General features: G+C 67.6%; 20 protein-coding genes. 3 read left to right on the forward strand and 17 right to left on the reverse strand.

Annotation, left to right across the window (positions count from 1 at the left end; translation table 11 throughout):
- Positions 1-152: 152 nt before the first annotated feature.
- The 7 genes from gcvH to A5758_RS20740 form a co-directional block, all read right to left on the reverse strand.
- Positions 153-551 (reverse strand): glycine cleavage system protein GcvH, encoded by a 399-nt coding sequence (gene gcvH / locus A5758_RS20710; RefSeq protein ID WP_067743820.1) that lies wholly within the window; start codon positions 549-551, stop codon positions 153-155.
- 29 nt (positions 552-580) lie between these two features.
- Positions 581-1,420 (reverse strand): DUF881 domain-containing protein, encoded by an 840-nt coding sequence (locus A5758_RS20715; RefSeq protein WP_067743930.1) that lies wholly within the window; start codon positions 1,418-1,420, stop codon positions 581-583.
- A gap of 45 nt (positions 1,421-1,465) precedes the next feature.
- The gene (locus A5758_RS20720) at positions 1,466-1,798 is read right to left on the reverse strand and encodes a small basic family protein (protein WP_007170008.1); all 333 of its coding nucleotides are present in this window, start codon (positions 1,796-1,798) and stop codon (positions 1,466-1,468) included.
- Positions 1,799-1,853: 55 nt separating this feature from the next.
- Positions 1,854-2,780 carry a DUF881 domain-containing protein gene (locus tag A5758_RS20725; protein ID WP_067743823.1) on the reverse strand — a complete coding sequence of 309 codons (927 nt, stop codon included), beginning with the start codon at positions 2,778-2,780 and terminating at the stop codon, positions 1,854-1,856.
- On the reverse strand, positions 2,773-3,402 hold the full coding sequence (locus tag A5758_RS20730; RefSeq protein WP_067210110.1) for a CDP-alcohol phosphatidyltransferase family protein: 630 nt from the start codon (positions 3,400-3,402) through the stop codon (positions 2,773-2,775). The genes A5758_RS20725 and A5758_RS20730 overlap by 8 nt, the downstream gene beginning before the upstream one ends.
- Positions 3,403-3,499: 97 nt before the next feature.
- Positions 3,500-5,824, reverse strand: a complete 2,325-nt coding sequence (gene secA2 / locus A5758_RS20735; RefSeq protein ID WP_067210108.1) for an accessory Sec system translocase SecA2 — start codon at positions 5,822-5,824, stop codon at positions 3,500-3,502.
- 64 nt (positions 5,825-5,888) lie between these two features.
- Positions 5,889-7,532 (reverse strand): acetolactate synthase, encoded by a 1,644-nt coding sequence (locus tag A5758_RS20740; RefSeq protein WP_067743826.1) that lies wholly within the window; start codon positions 7,530-7,532, stop codon positions 5,889-5,891.
- Positions 7,533-7,625: 93 nt separating this feature from the next.
- Between A5758_RS20740 and A5758_RS20745 the strand changes: the two genes are divergently transcribed.
- Complete coding sequence (locus A5758_RS20745; protein WP_067743829.1) at positions 7,626-9,551, forward strand: ABC transporter ATP-binding protein/permease; 1,926 nt, start codon at positions 7,626-7,628, stop codon at positions 9,549-9,551.
- Here A5758_RS20745 and A5758_RS20750 read toward each other — a convergent pair.
- The 3 genes from A5758_RS20750 to A5758_RS20760 all read right to left on the reverse strand — a co-directional run bounded on the left by A5758_RS20750 (position 9,548) and on the right by A5758_RS20760 (position 12,366).
- Positions 9,548-11,002: an FAD-binding protein gene (locus A5758_RS20750; RefSeq protein ID WP_067743832.1), complete on the reverse strand. Its 1,455-nt coding sequence runs from the start codon at positions 11,000-11,002 to the stop codon at positions 9,548-9,550. The two genes, A5758_RS20745 and A5758_RS20750, sit on opposite strands and share 4 nt — an antisense overlap.
- A gap of 49 nt (positions 11,003-11,051) precedes the next feature.
- Positions 11,052-11,552 carry a VOC family protein gene (locus tag A5758_RS20755; RefSeq protein ID WP_067743835.1) on the reverse strand — a complete coding sequence of 167 codons (501 nt, stop codon included), beginning with the start codon at positions 11,550-11,552 and terminating at the stop codon, positions 11,052-11,054.
- Between the two features lie 130 nt (positions 11,553-11,682).
- Complete coding sequence (locus A5758_RS20760; protein WP_067210092.1) at positions 11,683-12,366, reverse strand: TetR/AcrR family transcriptional regulator; 684 nt, start codon at positions 12,364-12,366, stop codon at positions 11,683-11,685.
- Between the two features lie 112 nt (positions 12,367-12,478).
- Between A5758_RS20760 and A5758_RS20765 the strand changes: the two genes are divergently transcribed.
- On the forward strand, positions 12,479-12,934 hold the full coding sequence (locus A5758_RS20765; RefSeq protein WP_067743838.1) for a nitroreductase/quinone reductase family protein: 456 nt from the start codon (positions 12,479-12,481) through the stop codon (positions 12,932-12,934).
- Between the two features lie 5 nt (positions 12,935-12,939).
- Here the strand turns inward: A5758_RS20765 and A5758_RS20770 are convergent, their stop codons facing one another.
- Both A5758_RS20770 and A5758_RS20775 read right to left on the reverse strand, forming a co-directional pair.
- Entirely contained in the window at positions 12,940-13,623 is a 684-nt protein-coding gene (locus A5758_RS20770; RefSeq protein WP_067743841.1) for a hypothetical protein, read from the reverse strand.
- A gap of 94 nt (positions 13,624-13,717) precedes the next feature.
- Complete coding sequence (locus tag A5758_RS20775; protein WP_369816471.1) at positions 13,718-14,656, reverse strand: sterol desaturase family protein; 939 nt, start codon at positions 14,654-14,656, stop codon at positions 13,718-13,720.
- 94 nt (positions 14,657-14,750) lie between these two features.
- Here A5758_RS20775 and A5758_RS20780 point away from each other — a divergent pair, with 94 nt between their 5' ends.
- Positions 14,751-15,947 carry an NAD(P)/FAD-dependent oxidoreductase gene (locus tag A5758_RS20780; protein WP_067743847.1) on the forward strand — a complete coding sequence of 399 codons (1,197 nt, stop codon included), beginning with the start codon at positions 14,751-14,753 and terminating at the stop codon, positions 15,945-15,947.
- On the opposite strand, the gene A5758_RS20785 is transcribed toward A5758_RS20780, so the two are convergent.
- From A5758_RS20785 to A5758_RS20805, 5 genes are all read right to left on the reverse strand, one after another.
- The gene (locus A5758_RS20785) at positions 15,944-16,657 is read right to left on the reverse strand and encodes an MgtC/SapB family protein (protein ID WP_067210077.1); all 714 of its coding nucleotides are present in this window, start codon (positions 16,655-16,657) and stop codon (positions 15,944-15,946) included. The genes A5758_RS20780 and A5758_RS20785 overlap by 4 nt on opposite strands.
- Positions 16,658-16,803: 146 nt before the next feature.
- Complete coding sequence (locus A5758_RS20790; RefSeq protein WP_067743850.1) at positions 16,804-17,124, reverse strand: DUF732 domain-containing protein; 321 nt, start codon at positions 17,122-17,124, stop codon at positions 16,804-16,806.
- A gap of 99 nt (positions 17,125-17,223) precedes the next feature.
- On the reverse strand, positions 17,224-17,547 hold the full coding sequence (locus A5758_RS20795; RefSeq protein ID WP_067743853.1) for a DUF732 domain-containing protein: 324 nt from the start codon (positions 17,545-17,547) through the stop codon (positions 17,224-17,226).
- A gap of 48 nt (positions 17,548-17,595) precedes the next feature.
- Entirely contained in the window at positions 17,596-19,014 is a 1,419-nt protein-coding gene (locus A5758_RS20800; RefSeq protein ID WP_067743856.1) for a PPE family protein, read from the reverse strand.
- 73 nt (positions 19,015-19,087) lie between these two features.
- On the reverse strand, positions 19,088-20,341 hold the full coding sequence (locus A5758_RS20805) for a PPE family protein (RefSeq protein WP_067743859.1): 1,254 nt from the start codon (positions 20,339-20,341) through the stop codon (positions 19,088-19,090).
- Between the last annotated feature and the right edge of the window lie 78 nt (positions 20,342-20,419).

Raw genomic sequence — 20,419 nt, forward strand, 5'->3', positions numbered from 1 at the left:
TAAGAGTCGTGCGTTCAAGTGTCGATGCGTCGACGGTACCGCGCATAGGTCTGCAATGTGCCCCCACCCGACGATCGGAAGACCGATTGCCCGCCTTCCCCCCGTCGAGCCGCCGCATCGCCGCGCGGGGCTGGCAGGCACATTAGCAATCGTCATTCGGTCAGTGTTCCGCGGTAGGCCTCGGCGTCAAGCAACGACGAGATGGCCGACTCCAGCGCCGCGACGTCCGACACCTGCACGTCCAGCAGCCATCCGCCCCCGTAGGGCTCGGAGTTGACCAGCTGCGGGCTGCCTTCCAGATCGGCGTTGACCGCGGACACCGTGCCCGACACCGGGGCGTACAGATCCGAGACCGATTTCGTCGACTCGACCTCGCCGAACGATTCACCCGCGGTCAGTTCGGTGCCCACCTCGGGCAGCTGAACAAAGACGACGTCGCCCAGGGCCGACTGGGCAAAGTCGGTGATACCGACCCGCACGGTGTCCTCACCGCTTCGGCGAACCCACTCGTGTTCGGCGGTGTAGTGCAGATCGGGCGGGATATCGCTCACAAGTCGTCCTGTTCGGTTGGGAGAATTGCTCACTTGACGGGCTGAGCGTATTGGTGCGGTTTTGGTTGCCGCAAGGTGGTCACGTCGACTCGGTCGGCCTGCCGGACGGACATCCGCGCACCGACGCGCTTGATGCTGTCCTCGGCGCCGCCCGGAATGTTCATCGCCGCGGCCAGGGTGGGCGGATCGCCAATCGCCAGAATCGAATACGGGGGCGACAGCGTCTTGGTGTCGACCGTCAGCGAGCCAGGCATACCCACTACCCAGGTATCGACACCGACTCGGACGGATTGGTGCGCGTCGTTGATTTCGATCGCCTCGGCGCCGGCGGCACGCAGTTCGTTGATCACGTCGAGTATCACCTCCGGCGAAACCCCCGGCCCGGGGTCGTCGATCGTGACGGTGACGCCCGGGCCGGTGGCGCCGACCGCGCCGGCCAAGATGGACAGGGCCGCCAGCTTGGCCTGCGCGGCCTGGATGGCGGCCTGGTCGTTATTGCCGGACGCCTGCAGCGAATTCAGCGTGTTCTGCAGTTCATTCACTTCGGCGTTGAGGGTGGCCTCGCGCTGCCGTAGCGAGTCCAACAACACCAACAAGTCCGCGGGGCGCGCCGTTTCCAGCGAATCGCCCGACTCATTCTGGCGGACCTGCGTGACGATGGCCACGCCCAACAGCAGACACAACAGGGCCGCCAACATCCCGAAAGCCAGCCGGGAACGACCGCCGCGGACCAGCGCGGACAGTCCTGTGCGGCGCACCGGCCCGATCTCCGGGCGCCCGCGTTTGGCGGGAAGTTCGTGGCGGCCGTGCTGCGTAGGGCTTGCTACGTCACCACTTTCGGCGGCGCCGTCCGCCGGGTCCTGGCTCACGCTGGCCTCCTGCCCGTCATGGCGCCGCTCCTCCACATCGCTCCGTCACGCCCCGAACAGCCGGCGCCGCAAGGCGGCGGCGTTGCCGAAGATGCGGATTCCCAACACCACGATGATCGCCGTGGACAACTGCGTGCCCACGCCCAGCTGGTCGCCGACGTACACGATCAGTGCGGCCACGAAAACGTTGAACACGAAGGAGATCACGAAGACTTTCGGATCGAAGATGCGTTCCAGATAGGCGCGCAATCCCCCGAACACCGCGTCCAGCGCCGCGACCACCGCGATGGGCAGGTAGGGCTGGACGACCTCGGGCACGGCGGGGTGAAAGACCAGGCCGAGCACGATGCCGATCGCCAGCGCCGCGATGCCGATCATGCTTGACTTCCCGTCCGGGACTCGCAAAGCCGTAGATGTCTGTCGAGGGCTGTTCTCACTGTGGCCCAATCTGTTTGGCGAACTTGATATCCCGGATCGATCCAGCGGGCAGCGTCAGGCCGTCGGCGGCGTCCACGGTGACGACGACACCGTAGGAGACCTCAAGCAGCTTAAGGCGCTGTCGGCCGGAGCTCTGGTCGAAGACGTCCCGCATGGCGCGGGGCGGCCCCACTGCCAGGATCGTGTACGGGCTGCTGGTGGGATTGTTGTCAACCAGGATCGCGCCGCCGGCTTGCCGGATGGTCACGTTGGGCCCGATGCGGACCCCACCGACCGAAATCGCCTCGGCGCCGCTGGCCCACAACGAGTTGACGACCAGCTGTAGATCCCGGTCCAAAATGATCTGCCTGCTGCCGCCGAGCCGCTGCTTGGAAACGTCGGAAAGGTTCGGGCTGGCGCCCGGATCGGTCACGGTGACCTTCAGCCCTGGGCCGATGACCGCCGTGCTGGCCGCCGCGAGGCCGAGCGCATCGAGGCGGGCCAGCAACCGCTGCCCTTCGGCGTCGTCGGCCAGTGCGCGGCGCTGCACGCCATCCACCTGGGAGGACAGTTCGGTGCGCCGCTGGGCGAGTTTGGCCGCAGTTTTCTCGGTGGAACGCACATTGCCCAGCAGCAGTTGCTGCGCCGAGCGCACACCGGGGGCGACCGAGCGGGCCTGCGCGACGGCGGCGGCGAAGACCATGGCGATCAGCAGCGCCGCCAATGCCTGCCACAGCCAGCCGAGGGCGCGGTCGCGCCCGTGCGCATGCGCCGCGGCGTCGCCGCGTTTGGCCGCCGCCGCGGCGTACCCGGGGTCCAGGTGCTCGGAGAGCAGGGCGCGCAGCAGGGACGGCACCGGGATCAGCTGCGGGCGCGCCGCCACGTGGGCGCTGCGCCCGGCGTTGGGGTCGTAGCCGCCGAGCAGGCGGTCCGGGTCAGCCATGTTCGACCGCCTTCGGCGCGGCGGGCGGGCGTCCACCGTGTTTGACCCGGGGCATCCGGCGCAGCACCAACGTCATCTGCACCATGTACTGCGCGAACGCCCACAGGTAGCCGTACATGCCCCAGATCAGGAACGCCCAGCCGCAGGCCCCGACGACCCGGCTCCACAGGGCGTCCCACGTCCCGAGTAGCACCAGCGGAAAACCGGACATCAACGCGAACGTGGCGGCCTTTCCGATGTAGGTGACGGGCAGCGCGGACAGCCCGCGGCTCCACAGCAGCGGCAGCGTCGCGGCCAGCAGCCCGTCGCGCACCAGCAGGATGGCGACAAACCACCACGGCACGATCCCGCTCAGCGCCATCACGACGGGAACGCAGACCATGTAGAGGCGGTCGACCGCCGGGTCGAGCAGCACGCCGAGCCGCGACGACTGATCGAGCAGCCGGGCGATCTTGCCGTCGGCCCAGTCGGACGCACCGCTGAACATCAAGATCCCGACCGCCCACCCGTTGGCGTGCGCCACCAGCAGGGCGTAGATGAACACTCCGATGAGCACCAGGCGGATCGCGCTCAGCGCGTTGGGGACCGTCAGCACCCGATTGGGCGGAAGCGCCGGCTCCATAAGCCGTGACCTTAGTCGAACGCCGGGTGCGCGGCTGGACACACACTCGGTCGCCAGTGTGCGGCTGGACGCACATTCGGCGCCCGCCGTCGACGACCTAGCGGAAAACGCCGGGCAGGCTCAGCGTGGACAGCGTGTCGTCGGACAGCGGGTTGTCGTTGACCATGTAGGTCCACGTCGAGGTGGGCCGGGCCAGCTTGGACAGATCCAGGCCCTGTTCCTCCTCGAGGACGTTCGCCGTCTCGAACGTCTGCTGCGCCGCCTCGATCGCATCCGCGGCCAGCGACGCGAATGCGTCGACCGCCAGCCGGTGGAACTCGTCCAGCGGATTCTGCCGGCCCAGCGCCCGCAGGTGGATGCTTTCGCGGATGTCCGCGAGGTACGCCAGATGATCGGCCCAGCCGCGGTCGAGGTGATAGAGCATGATCTGCCGGCAGATCCTCTCGAGGCGATCCTCGGGAATGTCCTTCGACAACTCCTTATACCGCTTGGGCGCGAGCTCGGCGAGCTCCTCGCGCGCACTTGCGGTGCGCAGCAACGTGTTTCGCCGATCGACGATGATGGCGCGCTGCTGGGCGATCAGCTGGTTGTAGCGCCAGGTATTGGCGTGCACATCGAGCATCCGGCCCTCGGCGACGCGCTGGGCGTGGTCGAGCAGCCCGGCCGCCTTGGGGCTGACGATGCGGCCGTCCTCGTCGGTTTCCATGGGTAGCTTGTTGCGGTCGAGGTTGGCCGCCACGACGTCGTCTTCCCAACTCGAGAAGAACACCGACGAGCCGGGGTCGCCCTGGCGTCCGGCGCGGCCGCGCAACTGGTTGTCCAGCCGCTCGGTGTGATGCCGCCCGGTGCCGACCACGTGCAGCCCGCCGAGTTCGGCGACCCTGTCGTGGTCGGCCTCGTCGGAGCCGCCGAGCCGAATGTCGGTGCCGCGCCCCGCCATCTGCGTCGACACCGTCACCACCCCGTACTTGCCGGCCTCGGCGATGACCTCGGCTTCCTCGGCGTCGTTCTTCGCGTTGAGCACCACCGCGGGCACGCCCCGGCGCAGCAGCCGCTCGTGCAGTTCCTCGGATTCGGCCACGTCCCGCGTGCCGACCAGCACCGGTTGCCCGGTCTCATGCACCTCGGCGATGTGCGCGACGATTCCGTCGTTCTTGGCCGCGGCCGTGATGTAGACGCGGTCGGACTCGTCTTCGCGAATGTTGGGCTCATTCGGCGGAATTGGGGACACGCCGAGCTTGTAGAACTGGCGCAGCTGCTCCCCGGCGGCCAGCGCGGTGCCGGTCATGCCGCACACGGTTTCGTAGCGGTTGATCAGTGCCTGCACCGTGATCGTGTCCAGCACTTCCCCGGTCTCGGTGGTCTCGATGCCCTCCTTCGCCTCCACCGCGGCCTGCAGGCCGTCCGGCCAGCGCTGCAGTTGGGCGATGCGGCCGCGGGCGGCGTTGATCAGGTGCACCGCGTCGTCCCGGACGATGTAGTGCACGTCGCGCTGCAACAGCACGTGCGCGTGCAGCGCGACGTTGACCTCGGTCAGGGTCGTGCCGACGTGCTCCTCGGAGTAGAGGTCGATGCCGCCGAGCGCCTTCTCGACCTTGCGCGCCCCGACGTCGGTCAAATGGACGTTGCGGCTGTCGGCGTCGGTCTCGAAGTCGGTGTCCGGTTTCAGCTGGCCGACCAGCTTGATGATCTCCAGCCGCGGCGTTTCCCGGTGCGTGGTGCCGGCCAGCACCAGCGGCACCAACGCCTCGTCGACGAGCACCGAGTCGGCCTCGTCGATCAGGGCCACGTCGGGGTTGGGCGACACCAGGTCGTCGACGTCGACCACGAGTTGATCGCGCAGCACGTCGAAACCGATCTCGTTGACCGAGGCATACGTGACGTCGCAGCCATAGGCGGCGCGGCGCTCCTCGCTGGTCGACTCGGCCGTGATCCAGCCGACCGTCAACCCCATCGCCTCGATGAGCGGGCCCATCCACTCCGCGTCACGGCGGGCCAGGTAATCGTTGATGGTCACCACGTGGACGTGCCGCCCGGCCAGGGCGTAGCCGGCAGCCGCGATCGCTCCGGAGAGCGTTTTGCCTTCACCCGTGGCCATTTCGATGACGTCGCCGGCGAGCATGCGCAACGCGCCGAGCAGCTGCACGTCGAACGGGCGCAGCGTGGTCGCCCGTTCGGCCGCCTCCCTGGCGATCGCGAGGAATTGCGGGATGTCCTCGGACTCCGCGAGATCGTCCAGCTTAAGCAGACCGGCGGCCTTGCGGAGCTGCTCGTCGGTGAGGCCGGCGGCCTCCTCGTCATACTCGGACGAGTCGGTGACCTGGGAAAGGGATCGGTTGCGGTTCTTTTCCGTGCTGGCGCCGAGCAGTCGCCAAAATCGGCTGCTCAGGCCGCCGGGTTGCGCGCGGGAGGTCTTTGGCACAGGTCAACGGTACGCGAACCGCGGACCGCCGCCGCGGGGCGCGACACGCCGCCCGTCGGGCCCCTCAGGCCAGGTTCGAGCGGCGTGGGTAGGCGACGTTGGGGTCGGTGAGGACGTTGACGACGGCGGGCAGGCCGCTGGCGAAGGCGCGTTCCAGCGCGGGCCGCAGCTCGGCCGGCGCGGAGACCAGCTCGCCGTGGCCACCCAGGGCACGCACCACCTCGTCGTAGCGGGTGCCCGGACGCAGTTCCGCCACCACCGAATAGCCGTACAACGCCTCCATGGGGTGCTTTTCCAGCCCCCAGATTCCGTTGTTGCCGATCACCGAGACGACGGGCACGTTGTGCCGAACCAGGGTGTCCCATTCCATGCCGCTGAAGCCGAAGGCGCCGTCGCCCTGCAGGAGGACGACCTGACGGTCCGGCCGGGCGAGCTTGGCTGCCAGGGCATAACCGGGGCCCGAGCCGAGGCAGCCGAAGGGGCCGCTGTCCAGCCAGCAGCCCGGTTGGTAGCTGTCGATCACCCGTCCGGCGTAGGACCCGAAGTCACCGGCGTCGATGACGACGATCGCGTCGCGGTCCAGCATTGGCGCCAGCTCCGCATACACCCGCATGGGATGCAACGGGACGCGGTCGTCGGCGAGCTCGGTCTTCTCCTTGCCGCGCGCCGCGGTTTCGGCCGCCCGCAGGTCGTCGATCCACACTCGATGGTCGGTCCCGCCGCCGGCGGCCAGCGCCGCGAGTGTTGACAGCAGGTCCCCATAGAGCTCGGCCTCAACCGGGCGGGGATGTTTGCGCTCGGGTTCGGCCCGGTCCACCACGATGAGCCGGGTTTGTGGCCCGAACACGGCGCCGAAGCCGAGCCGGAAGTCCATGGGGACACCGACGATCAGCGCAACGTCCGCCTCCCCCAACGCTTTTCCGCGCACCCGGGAGAAGGCCAACGGGTGATCGGCGGGCACCGCGCCGCGAGCCATCCCGTTCATCAGCACGGGGATTTGCAGTTCCTCGGCGAGGCGCAGCAGCGCCGCCTCCCCGTGTCCCCACCAGACGTTGGTGCCCGCCATGATCACCGGCCGCTGCGCCGCCGAGAGCAGGCCGGCGGCGCGACCCAGCGCGTCGCCGTCGGGAGTGGGCCCCGGCGCCAGGTCGGTAAGGGCCCCGGGGCGGCCGTGATCCTCGGACATGGAAAACACGTGGTCCATGGGGAAGTCGACGAAGCCGACGCCCGACGGGGCGCCGACCGCCGCCAGCAACGCCTCGTCGACGAGCCGGCCGGCGTCCCCGGCCGACTGCGCGGTGGCGGCGAAGCGGGCCAGCGGCGCCACGAACGGCACGTGATCGATCTCCTGCAGCGAGCCCATGCCCCACCGCTGCGCGGGCGCCCGGCCGCCCAAAACGACCAGGGGCGACTGGTTCTGCTGAGCCGCCGCCATCGCGCTCATGCCGTTGGTGACGCCCGGCCCCGCGGTGAGCGCGGCGACGCCGGGCACCCTCGTCACTTTCGACCACCCTTCGGCGGCGAAGGTCGCGGTCTGCTCGTGGCGGGTATCGATCAGCCGAATCCCTTCCTCGCGGCAGCCGTCGTAAACGGAAAACAGGTGGCCACCCGACAACGTGAAGACGGTGTCGACACCGCTGGCGCGTAGGCGCCGCGCGATGAGCCGGCCGGCGTGCAATGTTTGTGTGGGGATGGCGTCGGTGCTCATAACCGCAGCCTATCCAGATCCTTCGGGTACCTTCGCCGGAGGATTTGAAGTTCCGGCAGCGTCCACCAGCTCGACCCCGAGGAGATAGCGACCATGGGCCCGAAGCCGTTCAAGCCGTCGATCGACTGGTCGACGGCCACCGTGGATTCCCTGCGGTGGGTAGCCATCGCGTGGGTCGTCAGCGCGGTGGTGCTGTTCATCGTGCTGGTCGCCTTCAGGTATCTCACGCCCTGGGGCCAGCAGTTCTGGCGGATCACGCGCGGTTACTTCGTCGGTGCGGACAGCGTGCGGGTGTGGGCGATGCTGGGCGTGCTGTTGCTGTCCGTACTCCTGTCCGTGCGGCTGATGGTGTTGCTCAGCTACCAGGGCAACGACCTGTACACCGCGGTACAAAAAGCGGTGCAGGGCCTCGCGGCCGACGACGAAAACGTCAAACAGTCCGGGATACACGGCTTTTGGATGTCGATCGCGATCTTCATCGTGTTGGCGGTCTTGTACGTCATCCGGTTCATGGTGGACATCTACCTGACGCAGCGTTTCATCATCGCCTGGCGTATGTGGCTGACGGGCAATCTCACCGACGACTGGCTCGCCGGCCGGGCTTACTACCGGGACTTGTTCATCGACCACACCATCGATAACCCCGACCAGCGCATCCAGCAGGACATCGACATCTTCACCGCGAATGCGGGTGGTACCCCGAACATCCCCTCGAACGGGACGGGCAGCACCCTGCTGTTCGGGGCCGTGAACGCGGTGGCCTCGGTGATCTCCTTCGCGGCGATCCTGTGGAATCTGTCCGGCAACCTGAACGTGTTGGGCGTCGAGCTCCCGCGCGCGATGTTCTGGACCGTCCTGATCTACGTGCTGATCGCCACGCTGGTGGCGATCTGGCTCGGCCATCCGCTGATCTGGCTCAGCTTCAACAACGAGAAGCTGAACGCCGCGTTCCGGTACGCCTTGGTCCGATTGCGCGATGCCGCAGAGGCGGTGGGCTTCTACCGCGGCGAGCGAGTGGAGCGGGCGCAACTGTGGCGGCGCTTCACCCCGATCATCGACAACTACCGCAAGTTCGTCCGCCGGACCATCATCTTCAACGGCTGGAACTGGTCGGTGTCGCAGGCAATCGTTCCGCTGCCCTGGGTGATTCAGGCGCCGCGCCTGTTCGCCGGCCGGATCGACTTCGGCGACGTTGGGCAAAGCGCGACGGCCTTCGGCAATATTCAGGATTCGCTGTCGTTCTTCCGCAACAACTACGACGCGTTCGCGGCCTTCCGCGCGTCGATCATCCGGTTGCACGGGCTGGTCGACGCCAACGACAAGGGCCGCGCCCTGCCGACCATCTTGGTCAAGCCGAGCGAAGAGGCTCCTGTCGAGCTTCGCGACATCGAGGTGCGCACGCCGGCCGGCGATCGGCTGATCGACCCGCTCGATGTTCAACTCGCCGAGGGCGATTCGCTCGTGATCACCGGGCGTTCCGGTGCCGGCAAGACCACGCTGCTGCGCAGTCTGGCCGAGTTGTGGCCGTACGCGTCCGGGACCCTCTGCCGTCCGCAGGGCGACAACGCGACGATGTTCCTGTCGCAGTTGCCGTACGTGCCGCTGGGCAGCCTGCGCACCGTGGTGTGTTACCCGAACTCCCCGGACGACGTCTCCGATGCCGAGCTGCGAGAGGTGCTCACCAAAGTCGCGCTGGCGCCACTGCTGGACCGGCTCGACGAAGAGCGGGATTGGGCCAAGGTGCTGTCCCCGGGCGAGCAGCAGCGTGTCGCCTTCGCGCGCATCCTGCTCACCAAACCCAAAGCGGTCTTCCTGGACGAGGCCACCTCCGCGCTGGACGAGGGCCTGGAATTCGCGTTGTACCAGCTGATGCGGACCGAGCTGCCGGACTGTGTGGTGGTCAGCGTCAGTCATCGGCCCACCGTCGAACAGCACCACGAACAAGAGCTGCAATTGCTCGGCGGCGGGCCGTGGCGGCTGGGACCCGTGGAGGAGAAGAAGGAACCCGCGCGCGTCTAGCGCTTCCGGCCTGCGTGCGCTCCGGCGCGGCGGCCGAAGAACGAGCCCTCCCCCAGCTGCGTGCCGCTGGCGTAGCCCTTACCGTCCTGGGCGATGTTGGACGCGCACGCCCCGGCCGCGTACAGGCCCGGCACGACGGTCCCGTCCTCGCGCAGCACCTCGCCGTCCACGGACGTGGCGAGCCCGCCGATGGTGAAACCGGCGTACATCGCCTTACCCAATGACATGTCGAACGCCCCCCACGGCCCGTGATCTTGTGCCGCAAGGAATTCGGGCTGCTTGTGAAAGTCGGGGTCCTCGCCGCGGGCGGCGTCGGCGTTGTACCGGTCCAGCGTCGCGACCAGGTTGCCCTCCGGAATGCCAAGTGCGGCTTCCATTTCCGGGACGGTCTCCCATCCGTCGATCAGCGGGACCAGCGGCATCTTGGGGTGCTCCAGGTGCGCCTCGTCGACGATGAGGAACGCCGCGCTGTCCGGCTGATCCATGATGAACCCGGAAGTCCTGGAATGGTAGGAATCCTCGGCGACGAAGCGCTGTCCCAGTTTGTTCACGATGATGCCCGTCAACAGGATCGACGGCGGGTACGGCGGAGCCGTGATGAAAATCTGGTCCATGTGCTCGGTTGCGCCGCCGGCCGATACGCCCATCCGGATGCCCAGCCCGTCGTCGTAGGTGTTGCCCAGCACGAACGGTTTCTCGGCCAGCTTGGGGGTGTACTTGGCAACCATCTCCGGGTTCATCACGAATCCCCCGGCAGCGACGATCACCGACTTTGCTTTGATCGCACCGGTTTCGGAGAACTGCTTCCACATGACACCGCTCACCGAGCCCGAACCGTCCACGATGAGTTCGGTCGCGCCCGTCTCGTACCGGATCTGCACGCCCAGGTCCGCGGCGCGCTTCAGCAGCAGATCGATCACCATGCTGGCGCCACCGGTGTCTCCGGGCACGGGCACCTTGTGGCCGCGCGGCGCCGGCACCGCCTGCTCCAAGAAGGGCCAAACCTTCTCGTTGCCGGTGAACATCAAGCCCTCGGTGTTGGGCTGGATGACCGCCTTGCCCGGAAAGTAACTGCGCTCGAATTGAAAACCCAAGTCTTCCAGCCAATTGAAGTGCTCGACGCTGCCCTCGCAGTAGGCGCGGATCTTGTCGTGATCCGGCTGCCGGGACACGGCGACCAGGTACTTGTACATCTCCTCCGGCGAGTCGGCGTGCCCGGTGGCCTCCTGAACCGCCGTTCCTCCACCCAAATAGAAGTGGCCCCCGGCAAGCGAAGTCGTGCCGCCCGCCGCCGCGGCGCGCTCCAGCACCAGCACCTTCGCCCCGGCGGCCGCCGCACTGACGGCGGCGCAGCCGCCCGCGATGCCGAAGCCGACCACCACCACGTCGACGTCATCTGACCACGACGTCACGTCGTCCGCGCTGACCGTTGCCGGTATTTCCGTGCTCACTGGCGCCACTCCTCCTCATCGCTGAGCACTGCATCGTCGCTGGGGCGACTCACCGCTGCTCCTGTTTGATGTAGTCGTAAAACGCCCTCATCTCGGGCGCGATGTACGCGATCTCAACAAACGGCACCGCCGCCTGCGGCGCTGACACATAGGCGAACTGAATCCCGCCGGGCATCACGCCTTGCTGCACGACCGCGGCGCCGAATTCCACGGCCTCGGCCAACACCGCGTCGAACTGCTCGGGGTTCTCGGCCTCCATGCAAATGTGGTGCAGACCGGGCCCGGATTCGCGCAGAAAGTCACTATAGATGTTCTCCCCGCGGATGGGTTGGATCAGTTCCAACTGCATGTCGCCGAGATAGCTCAGCGAGATGCTGGCGACGAAATCGGCTGGCTTGCCAAGGTAGCTGCAGGATTCCGGAGCAAAGTGCACGTCGGGTATGCGGACCCATTTGCGCACTCCTAACAAGCCGGTGAGGGCGGTTTCGGTCGCATCCAGGTCGGTGGTAACCCACGCGATCTGCGTTGGCGATTGAACGGGAAGGGTCATCGTCTCGCAGGATAGTCCAGTGGCTCGGCAGCCAGAAAGGCCCGCGAAAACTTTGCCATGGTGAGCGGCTCCTGCGCTCCGCAGGCTGGGTGAACATGTTCTAATTCCGGCCGGCGGCCGGCCCGGGCCGTCAATGTTGGCTCAACACGTCCACCAGGAGCCGAAGCTGCGCGTCGAACACCGCCTCGGGGTCTGTCAGGGTATCCGCGCCGTATTGCCCGAACACCTCGAGACTGATCGCACCCAGCACCCCCGCCCACAACAGGAAGCACTTGGCGACCACCTGATCATCGCCGGGAAACCCGAACTCCTGGCGAATCCGCTCAAAGTCCGACGACATCGGTTGGGGCGCAACGGTATCGGTCAGCCTGATGTCGCCGGTGGCAATGCCGGACGCCACGGCGTCGAAAAAGGCCGCCACCACCCGGGTTCCCACGGCTACGGTGCGCTCCGGCGGTGCGTGATAGCCGGGCACCGGGCTGCCGTACAGCAGGGCCCAGCGGGCCGGGTGCGCGACGGCCCACTCCCGTGTCGCCCGGGAAATGGCGATGACATCGTCGCTCCAAAGGTCCCCGACCGCCTCGCGGGCGCGATCGACGGCGTCGGCCAGGTCCGAGTAGGCGTCGACCAGCAGCAAGGTCAGCAGCTCGTCGCGGCTGGACACGTAGCGGTACACGGCCGACGACACCATGCCGAGGTCACGGGCGATCGCACGCACGGACAACCCGGCCGCACCGCGGTCGACCAGCTGCTGGCGACCGAGCTGGATGATGCGCGCCTCGATCTGCTGCCGGGTCTCCTGGCGTTTGCCCACGCGGTCAGTCTGGCATAACCGAGATCACCGCTCTTGCTTTCTGGCCAGGAGTGTGGCAGTGTCGCCGGTTTAGAGAGCACTGCTCTCTGGAGATTGCGAGAGAGGATGCGACATGTCCACCCGATACGAAGAACCGAGCGGGGTCGTGCGGGCCGCCAACGCGGTGATCCGCTGGCTTGCCGAGATGGGTGTCAGCATCGCCGGCACCCATGCGCTGCGGGTGCGCGGGCGCAAAAGTGGGAAGACGCGGGCGGTCGTCATCAATCTGCTGACCGTTGACGGGGTGGACTACCTGGTCTCACCGCGCGGCAACACCCAGTGGGCCCGCAACGTGCGGGCTGCGGGCGTCGTCGAAACCGGCCCGCGCTGGCGCCGGCGCCGCGCCCGGGTCAGCGAGGTGGGCGACGCGGCCAAACCGGAACTGCTGCGGCGCTATCTGGAGCGCTGGTACTGGCAGGTCAAGGACTACGTTGCCGGGCTGACCCCGGACAGCACCGACGAGGAGTTCCGCGCCGTCGCACCCACGATCCCGGTGTTCGCCCTCGCGGAGGCGGACGAGGCCCGTTGAATCGCCTAGCGGGCGCCCCCGCGCGTCACGCCGAGGTCCTCACGGACTTCCTCTGAGGTGGCCCGCCACGACACCGCCGCCGGGAAATCCCCCCACACGCTGTTGAAGATTCCCACGAGCAGCCCCGGACCGGCGCTGGAAGGCAGGTACACCGGGCCACCCGAATCGCCGTTGTGGCTCTGCACGCCGTGCGACATGGTGAACCAGCCGTTGTTCACGCTCTCCACCGTTCCGCAGGTTTCGCCGGTGCTGACGCCGAAGTGACAGATCGCCTGTCCGGGAGCGAGCGCCGCCGCTGGATTCGAGATCAGTGGACGCCCGCCCGGCAGGACGTTGTTCGCCATCACGCCGTTGTCCAGCACGATCGCCTCGTAGTCGGTGATCAGCTGGTCGGTGGCCACCGTCGTGCCGCTGGGGGTGTTGTCCCGGAAGGCGGCCAGGCGGCCGATGACGGCCCCGCCCCGGTCGGTGACGACGCCCGCGCCGCCGCGGCAGTGCCCCGCGGTGAACGCGATCTTGAGGTTGGGGTCGACGTAGCCCAGCGTGCAGACGCGATTGTCCTGGCGGATCTCCATGCCCGGATAGACCATGACGGGGTCGGCTTTGGCCGGCGCAGGCGGCATCGATTGCGCGAACGCGGCCACGGTGATCGAAGCGGTGAACGCTCGCATTGCCAGGCGACGCACCATCCACTCCGATCCGTCCGGGCCAAATCTCGACCGATTTGAGATTACGGCGTGACTTTCCGTTACGCAGAAGTCTTCGCGCCGTCCGCCGCCGGCGTTACGGAGATGTCGCCAGGGAAACGGCGGCCTCGGTGCGGTCCGCGGTGCGTGGAGCCCAGCCCGGCGGGCCGAAGACATAGCCCAGACGGTCGCGCAGCCGGGTCGCGGAACGCCAGTCGTGGGCGATCGCGACGTATTCACGGATCTGCAGCTTCCAGATGTTGAACGTGTCGACCCGCTTGGTCAGGCCGTAGTGCGGGCGGAACAACTCGGCCTGGAAGCTGCCGAACAGCCGGTCCCAGAGGATGAGGATTCCGCCGTAGTTCTTGTCGAGGTAGATCTGGTCCATCCCGTGGTGCACCCGGTGATGTGACGGGGTGTTGAAGACGAATTCGAATGGCCGTGGCAGCTTGTCGATCCGCTCGGTGTGCACCCAGAACTGGTAGATCAGGCTGATCGAGAAACTGAAGAACACCATCCAGGGCGGGATCCCCAGCAGCGGCAGGGGCACCCACATCAGGATTTCGCCGCTGTTGTTCCACTTCTGGCGCAGCGCGGTCGCGAAGTTGAAGTATTCGCTGGAGTGATGGGCTTGGTGTGTCGCCCAGATCAGCCGGACCCGGTGTGCGATCCGGTGGTAGGCGTAATACAGCAGGTCGACACCGACGAGTGCGATGACCCAGGTGTACCAATGGGCCGCCGACAGGTGCCACGGCGCCACGTAGGCATAGATCGCGGCGTAGCCGAACAGGGCCAGCGTCTTCCACGCGGCGGTGGTGCCCACCGACACCAGTCCCATCGAGATGCTGGCGAGCGAGTCGCGGGTCAGGTAGGCGCCGGACACGGGCCGCTCGTTCTCGACGATGCTCTCCAGCTTTCGGGCGGCCGACCATTCCAGGGCCAACAGCAGCAAGAAGAACGGAACGGCGAGCAGCACGGGGTCCCGCAGCTGCGGGGGCAGCGCCGACACGAAGGCTGAAAGCGTACTCACAGGCATAAGACTACGACGACCGACCGGACAGTCAGGTCGCCTTGGTCCGACATCCGGCCCACACTGGGTTGACGGGCCGAACGACGCGAGGTGTGGGCAGTTGACCGCTGTGGTGGTGATCGGCTCGGGCTTTGCCGGATTATGGGCGGCGCTCGGCGCAGCCCGCCGCCTCGACGAGCTGGCCATTCCGACGGGCGCGGTCGACATCACCGTGTTGGCCACCCAACCCTTCCACGACATCCGGGTGCGCAATTACGAGGCCGACCTGCGCCCATGCCGCGTCCCGCTCGCCGGACTGCTCGACCCCGTCGGTGTGGCACATGTCGTCACCGAGGTGACCGCGATCGACACCGACGCTCGCACCGTCGCCACATCAGGTGGCGTGACGTACGACTACGACCGGTTGGTGCTGGCCTCGGGCAGCCAGGTTCGCAAACCCGCCGTACCGGGTCTGCGGGAGTTCGGCTTCGACGTCGACACCTATGACGGTGCCGTTGCGTTGCGGGACCATCCGCTTCGGCTCGCCGACGGTTCCCCGACGGCAGCGGCGGGCACGGTCGTCGTGGTCGGGGCGGGACTGACCGGCATCGAAGTGGCGTGCGAGCTACCGGACAGGTTGCGGCGGCTGTTCGCTGGGAGCACTGTCACTACCCGAGTGGTGCTGTTGGATCGAAGCCGCATCGGCTCCGACATGGGCGCCTCGGCGCGTCCGGTGATCGAAGCCGCGCTGGCGGCCAACGGCGTCGAGACCCGGGCGGGCGTGGGCGTCGCCGCGATCAGCGAGCGCGGTGTGTCGCTGACCTCGGGCGACCACCTGGCGGCGGCCACGGTGGTGTGGTGTGCCGGCATGCGGGCCAGCTCGCTGACCGAGCAGCTGCCGGTGGCGCGCGACCGCCTGGGGCGGGTGCCCGTCGATGACTTTCTGCGGGTCATCGGCGTCCCCGCAATTTTTGCCGCGGGCGACGTCGCCGCCGCCCGTATGGACGACGACCACCTGTCGGTGATGTCGTGTCAACACGGCCGCCCGATGGGACGCTACGCCGGTTACAACGTGATCAGCGACCTGTTCGGCGAGCCGCTGCTGGCTCTCCGAATCCCTTGGTATGTAACGGTTCTCGACCTCGGACCGGCCGGCGCGGTTTACACCGAAGGATGGGATCGGCTGCTGGTGTCAAGTGGCGAACGGGCCAAGGCGACGAAGCGGACGATCAACACCCGGCGGATCTACCCGCCGCTGACCGGGAACCGTGCCGACCTCCTGGCCGCGGCCGCGCCGGAGCTGCAGTCACGCCCCTAACGGTCCGATTGCGCTTCGTCGCCGGCGTACCACTGCACCGCGCGAACTCCCGGCTGCAGCGACAGCTCCGCCACCAACCGCTCCAGCCGGGACGGGGCGTCGCCGTCCATGAGTAGGTGCGCGGTCAACGTGACCTCGTCGTCGCCGGACCGTCCGGTATGGATGCCGCGCAGCGTGATGTCGTTGCCGCTCGCGTGCTGCACGATCTGAGCGCGCGCGTACTGCTCGTGTTTCGGGCGGGAGACCACCTGCACCAGGTAGGGCCGCAAACTTTCGTCTTCGTCGCCGGTGTTGTCGCGGTCGATCAGTCGGCCGAGGGGGCGCCCGAACACGTGAATGGCGATGACGGTCCCGGTGCCGATCAGCGCGAACACCAGGTGTCCCGACGCCGCCAGGACGCCGATCGCCGCAGAACACCACAGGGTGGCCGCGGTGTTGAGGCCCCGGACGTTGACGCCCTCGCGCAGGATGACGCCACCGCCGAGGAATCCGATGCCGGACACCACGTACGACGCCACCCTGGTGGGGCTGGTGTCCGCGGTGGCGGCGGCATAGAGCACGAACAACGTCGCGCCGCCGGCGACCAGCGCGTTGGTCCGCAGGCCGGCCCGGCGCGCCCGCCATTGCCGCTCCAGGCCGATGAGGGCGCCACATCCCACGCCGACGGCGAGCCGGAGCGCGAAATCGGCGACGCTCAGCGTGGTCTCCATCGGCACTCCTTCCCCCGAGTCAGCACCGGCGGAGCTAATCACTCTCAGGTGAACGGCAGGTGGCCCCGAGCCGAACCGGATGCGTTGCGTCCATGCGTGCGAAATCCATGCGCCGCCAAACGGTTCCCGTTATGGCCGACGCCAGGCTAGCCCTTGTTGAGTTGCTGGGGACAATAGAATTTCGCGGCGATCGCCAGGAACGACGTGGCGTGTTCCGTAGTGAGCCCGGGATTTTGGCCCTTCAAATCGTTGACCATCTGGGGGCCGTATTCGCCATTGCCCATTGCAGTGCACACCGCTTGGGCGAACTGGACCGCTGCCTCCGGCGTCTTGTAGGTGATGCCCGCGCTTCGCAGCGACGCGAGAAAGCTCACCTCGTCGACGCCGCCCGCATCCGGCTCGCCGTGCGCGGGCGCGGCGAGCGCGATCGCGGCGGGAACGGCGATCAGCGCCAGCAGCAGCCTCATAACCGGTGATTGTCTCATGGCGTGACGCCGACTGCAGCACTGGCTCGGCTTAGCGAAATAGCTTGTGGGCCAGTGTAATACAGCCTACACCAGCCCCGATCAGGCCTTGTTGAGCTGGTGCGGACAGTAGTATTTCGCGGAGATCATGGCGAAGTTGGAAGCCATCTCCATGTCCATGCCCGGATTGTGCATCTTCACGTCATGGACCAGCTCCAAGCCCGATTCCCCGTTGTTCAGGCACGAACACACCGCCCGGCCCGCCCCGACGGCCGCATCCGGACTTGCGAAGCCGAAGCCGGCAGTATGCAGGGCGGCGAGGAACGCCCCGTCATCGCCGTCCGGTACGGGTGGAGGATCGGCGTATGCCGGTGCGGCCAGGCCGATCATGACGGGCACGCCCAGTAGAACCAGTAACCGTTTCATTGCTCGCCTTCCTTGCGCATAGCTGCAGGGGTTGAATCATGTTGGCCATTAACCTAATTGGACATCGGCGGGCAGAACTTTGGACTTGTCGCCCTTTTTCAGGTGCACGGCGTGGATGCCGGGTTTCTTCGCCAGCTGCTCGAGCAGGGCGTCGAGACCTTCCTGGTCGACGTTGTGGTGCTGCACGGTTTCGGGTTTCTCCGAAATCTGCGCGACCAGACGCTTCAGCTGTTCCGGCGATTGCTTGTCTTTGAGGTCCTTGATGGGTTTCATCCGGTTGCGCACGCCGGCGCCGACCACGGTGGGCCCCCCGGAGCCGAGGGCGCTGCCCAGCATCCCCGCCATCCCCATCGAACTGAACAGGCTGCCCTCGCCCAGCGCGGCCGCCGGCACCGCCTCGGGTCCCGCGGCCGACAGTGCCGCGGCAACCGTTCGGATGGCCGGGGTGGCCGAGGCCCAGCTGGGCGGAACGCTCAACTGGCCCACCAACGTGCCACGCGCGAAACCCGCCGTCGGGGTGATCGCGTCGTAGAGCGTGCCCCGGCCGAAGCCCAGCGCCCCCAGGCCGGCGCCCAGCGCGTCCTTCGGTAGCGCGCCGTAGGCGGCGGGTGGGGCGAACTTGAGCCACTGCGACAGGGGGAAGTTGATCAGCAATCCGACGTCGTTGAACTGTGTGGTCAGGCCCAACGGCACCTTGACCGCGTTGTACATGGCCGTGATCAACGGCGTGCCGCCAGGAGTTGTGCCGAAGCCTTTCAAGAAGGTGGTGATGGTGGTGTTGTATTGGGTGGCGAGCTGCGAGAGCCATGCCAGTATCGGGTTGCCCGCCGTCGCGGTCGTGGTCAGCGAGTTGGCTGCCGCGCTGACCGTTGACCCGGCATTGCCGGCGGAGGTGCCGGCACTTTGGCTTATCGCGGCCGCCTGCATCGTTGTGCCGGCAGTGTTCGTGGTCGCGGGCGGCTCCGCGAACGGGGTAAACCTCGAGGCCGCCTCCGACGAGGTGGCGTAGCTGTCCATCGCCACGGCGTCCTGGGCCCACATCTCGCTGTACTGGGTCTCGGTGGTCGCGATCGCGGCAGTGTTCTGCCCGAACAGGTTGGTCGCCATCAGCTGCGCCAACAGGGCACGGTTCTCCGCGATCACCGGTGGCGGCACGTGCGCAGCGAACGCCGCCTCGTACGCGGCTACCGCCGCGTTGGCCTGAGCGGCGGCTTCCTGGGCCTGAATTGCGGTCTGCTGCATCCAGGTCACATAGGGTGCGGCCGCCGAGGCCATGGCAGTTGATGAGGGGCCCACCCATGGCCCGGTGGCCAGGCTCGAAACCACCGACGAATAGGCCGACGCCGCGGACTGCAACTCCGCGGCCAGGTTCTCCCATGCGGTTGCGGCCGCCACCAACGACTCCGGTCCCGGACCGGCATACATCCGGCCCGAATTGAACTCCGGCGGAAAGGCTCCGTAAAACATCTGTGATCCCTTACCTGGTGGCTGGCGGCTGGGTGGACGGTGCTGGGCTGGTGTGCGGTGTGTTCATGGCGGGTCACTCCTCGATGCACGGGATGACGATGATGGTGGCGGCGGCCGGGTCGGCCTCGGCAACGGCACCGCCCAGCGAGCTGGCCGCTGCGGCGGCACTTCCGCTCATGGGGTGGGTCGCGCTCGCGGCGACGGCCCGCCCCAGCAGGCTGGACAGACCCATTTGGCTGAAGACGCCCTCTTCGCCGGCCAGCGCAGCGGCCGGGCCGGCAGCCAGGTTGGTGGGCATCACCTGGGCGACGGTGCGGATGGTCGGCGCCGCCTCCGTCCAGCCCTGCGGTACCGACATGCTGCCGACGAGGGGCGCTTTGCCCATGGAGCCCGAAACCGGTCCGACGGCGGAGCTCAGCATGGGCCGGACAGCGCTGGGTCCGCTGGTCAGTGGCGCCAGTGCCCCGGAGATCGCCTTCGGGCCGGACAAATAGGCCGCGGCGCTCTGGCCGTTCTGACCCCAGGCGTACGCCTGACCGAACGACAGGAAGGGGCCACCCGGGACGCTGCTCCATGACTGGGGCGAATACGGACCCGTCAGCACCGACCAGATGTTGTTCCAGTAGTCGAGGTTTTGCCCGATTCCGGTGGTGATTCCAGTCCCCGTCGTAGGGTTGGCCGCCGCGACGTTGCCGGCGTTCATCAGGGGTTGCAGCGTGCTCAGCTGAGAGGCGGTGTTGGAGCTCGATTGCGCACCCGACTGCGTGACCGCGGCCGCCTGCATCGGGCCGGCCGACTCGTTGGTGGTCCTCGGCGGCTCGGCGAACGGCGTCAGTTGGGATGCGGTCGCCGACGACGCCGCGTAGCCGTACATCGCGGCGGCGTCCTGGGCCCACATCTCCATGTATTGGGCTTCGGTGGCGGCGATCGCCGGGGTGTTCTGGCCGAGGATGTTGGTGGCGATGAGCGTTGCCAGCAGCGCGCGATTGGCCGCGATCACCGGTGGCGGCACCGTGGCTGCGAACGCCGCCTCGTAGGCGCCCGCGGCCAGCTTGGCCTGGGCGCCGGCCTCCTCCGCCTGAGCGCCGGTGGCGTTCATCCACGCCACGTATGGCGCGGCGGCGGCTGCCATTGCTATCGACGACGGACCCGTCCACGGCCCCGTCGCCAGCGTCTCGATGGTCGAGCCGTACGAGGCGCTTGTGGCCTGCAGCTCCGCGGCCAATTCGTCCCACGCCGCCGCAGCGGCCAGCAGCGGACCCGACCCCGCACCGACGTACATCCGCCCCGAGTTGATCTCCGGCGGAAGCGCTCCGAAGTCCAACATCGACTACCTCCCGTCCCTCAAGTGGCCGCCAGGGTAGGCGCGGCTTTGCTGCCTCGGCCGCAACCGCGGCAAGGTTCT

Origin of the sequence: Mycobacterium sp. 852014-50255_SCH5639931, assembly GCF_001665605.1 — a bacterium.
Taxonomy (GTDB): domain Bacteria; phylum Actinomycetota; class Actinomycetes; order Mycobacteriales; family Mycobacteriaceae; genus Mycobacterium; species Mycobacterium paraffinicum.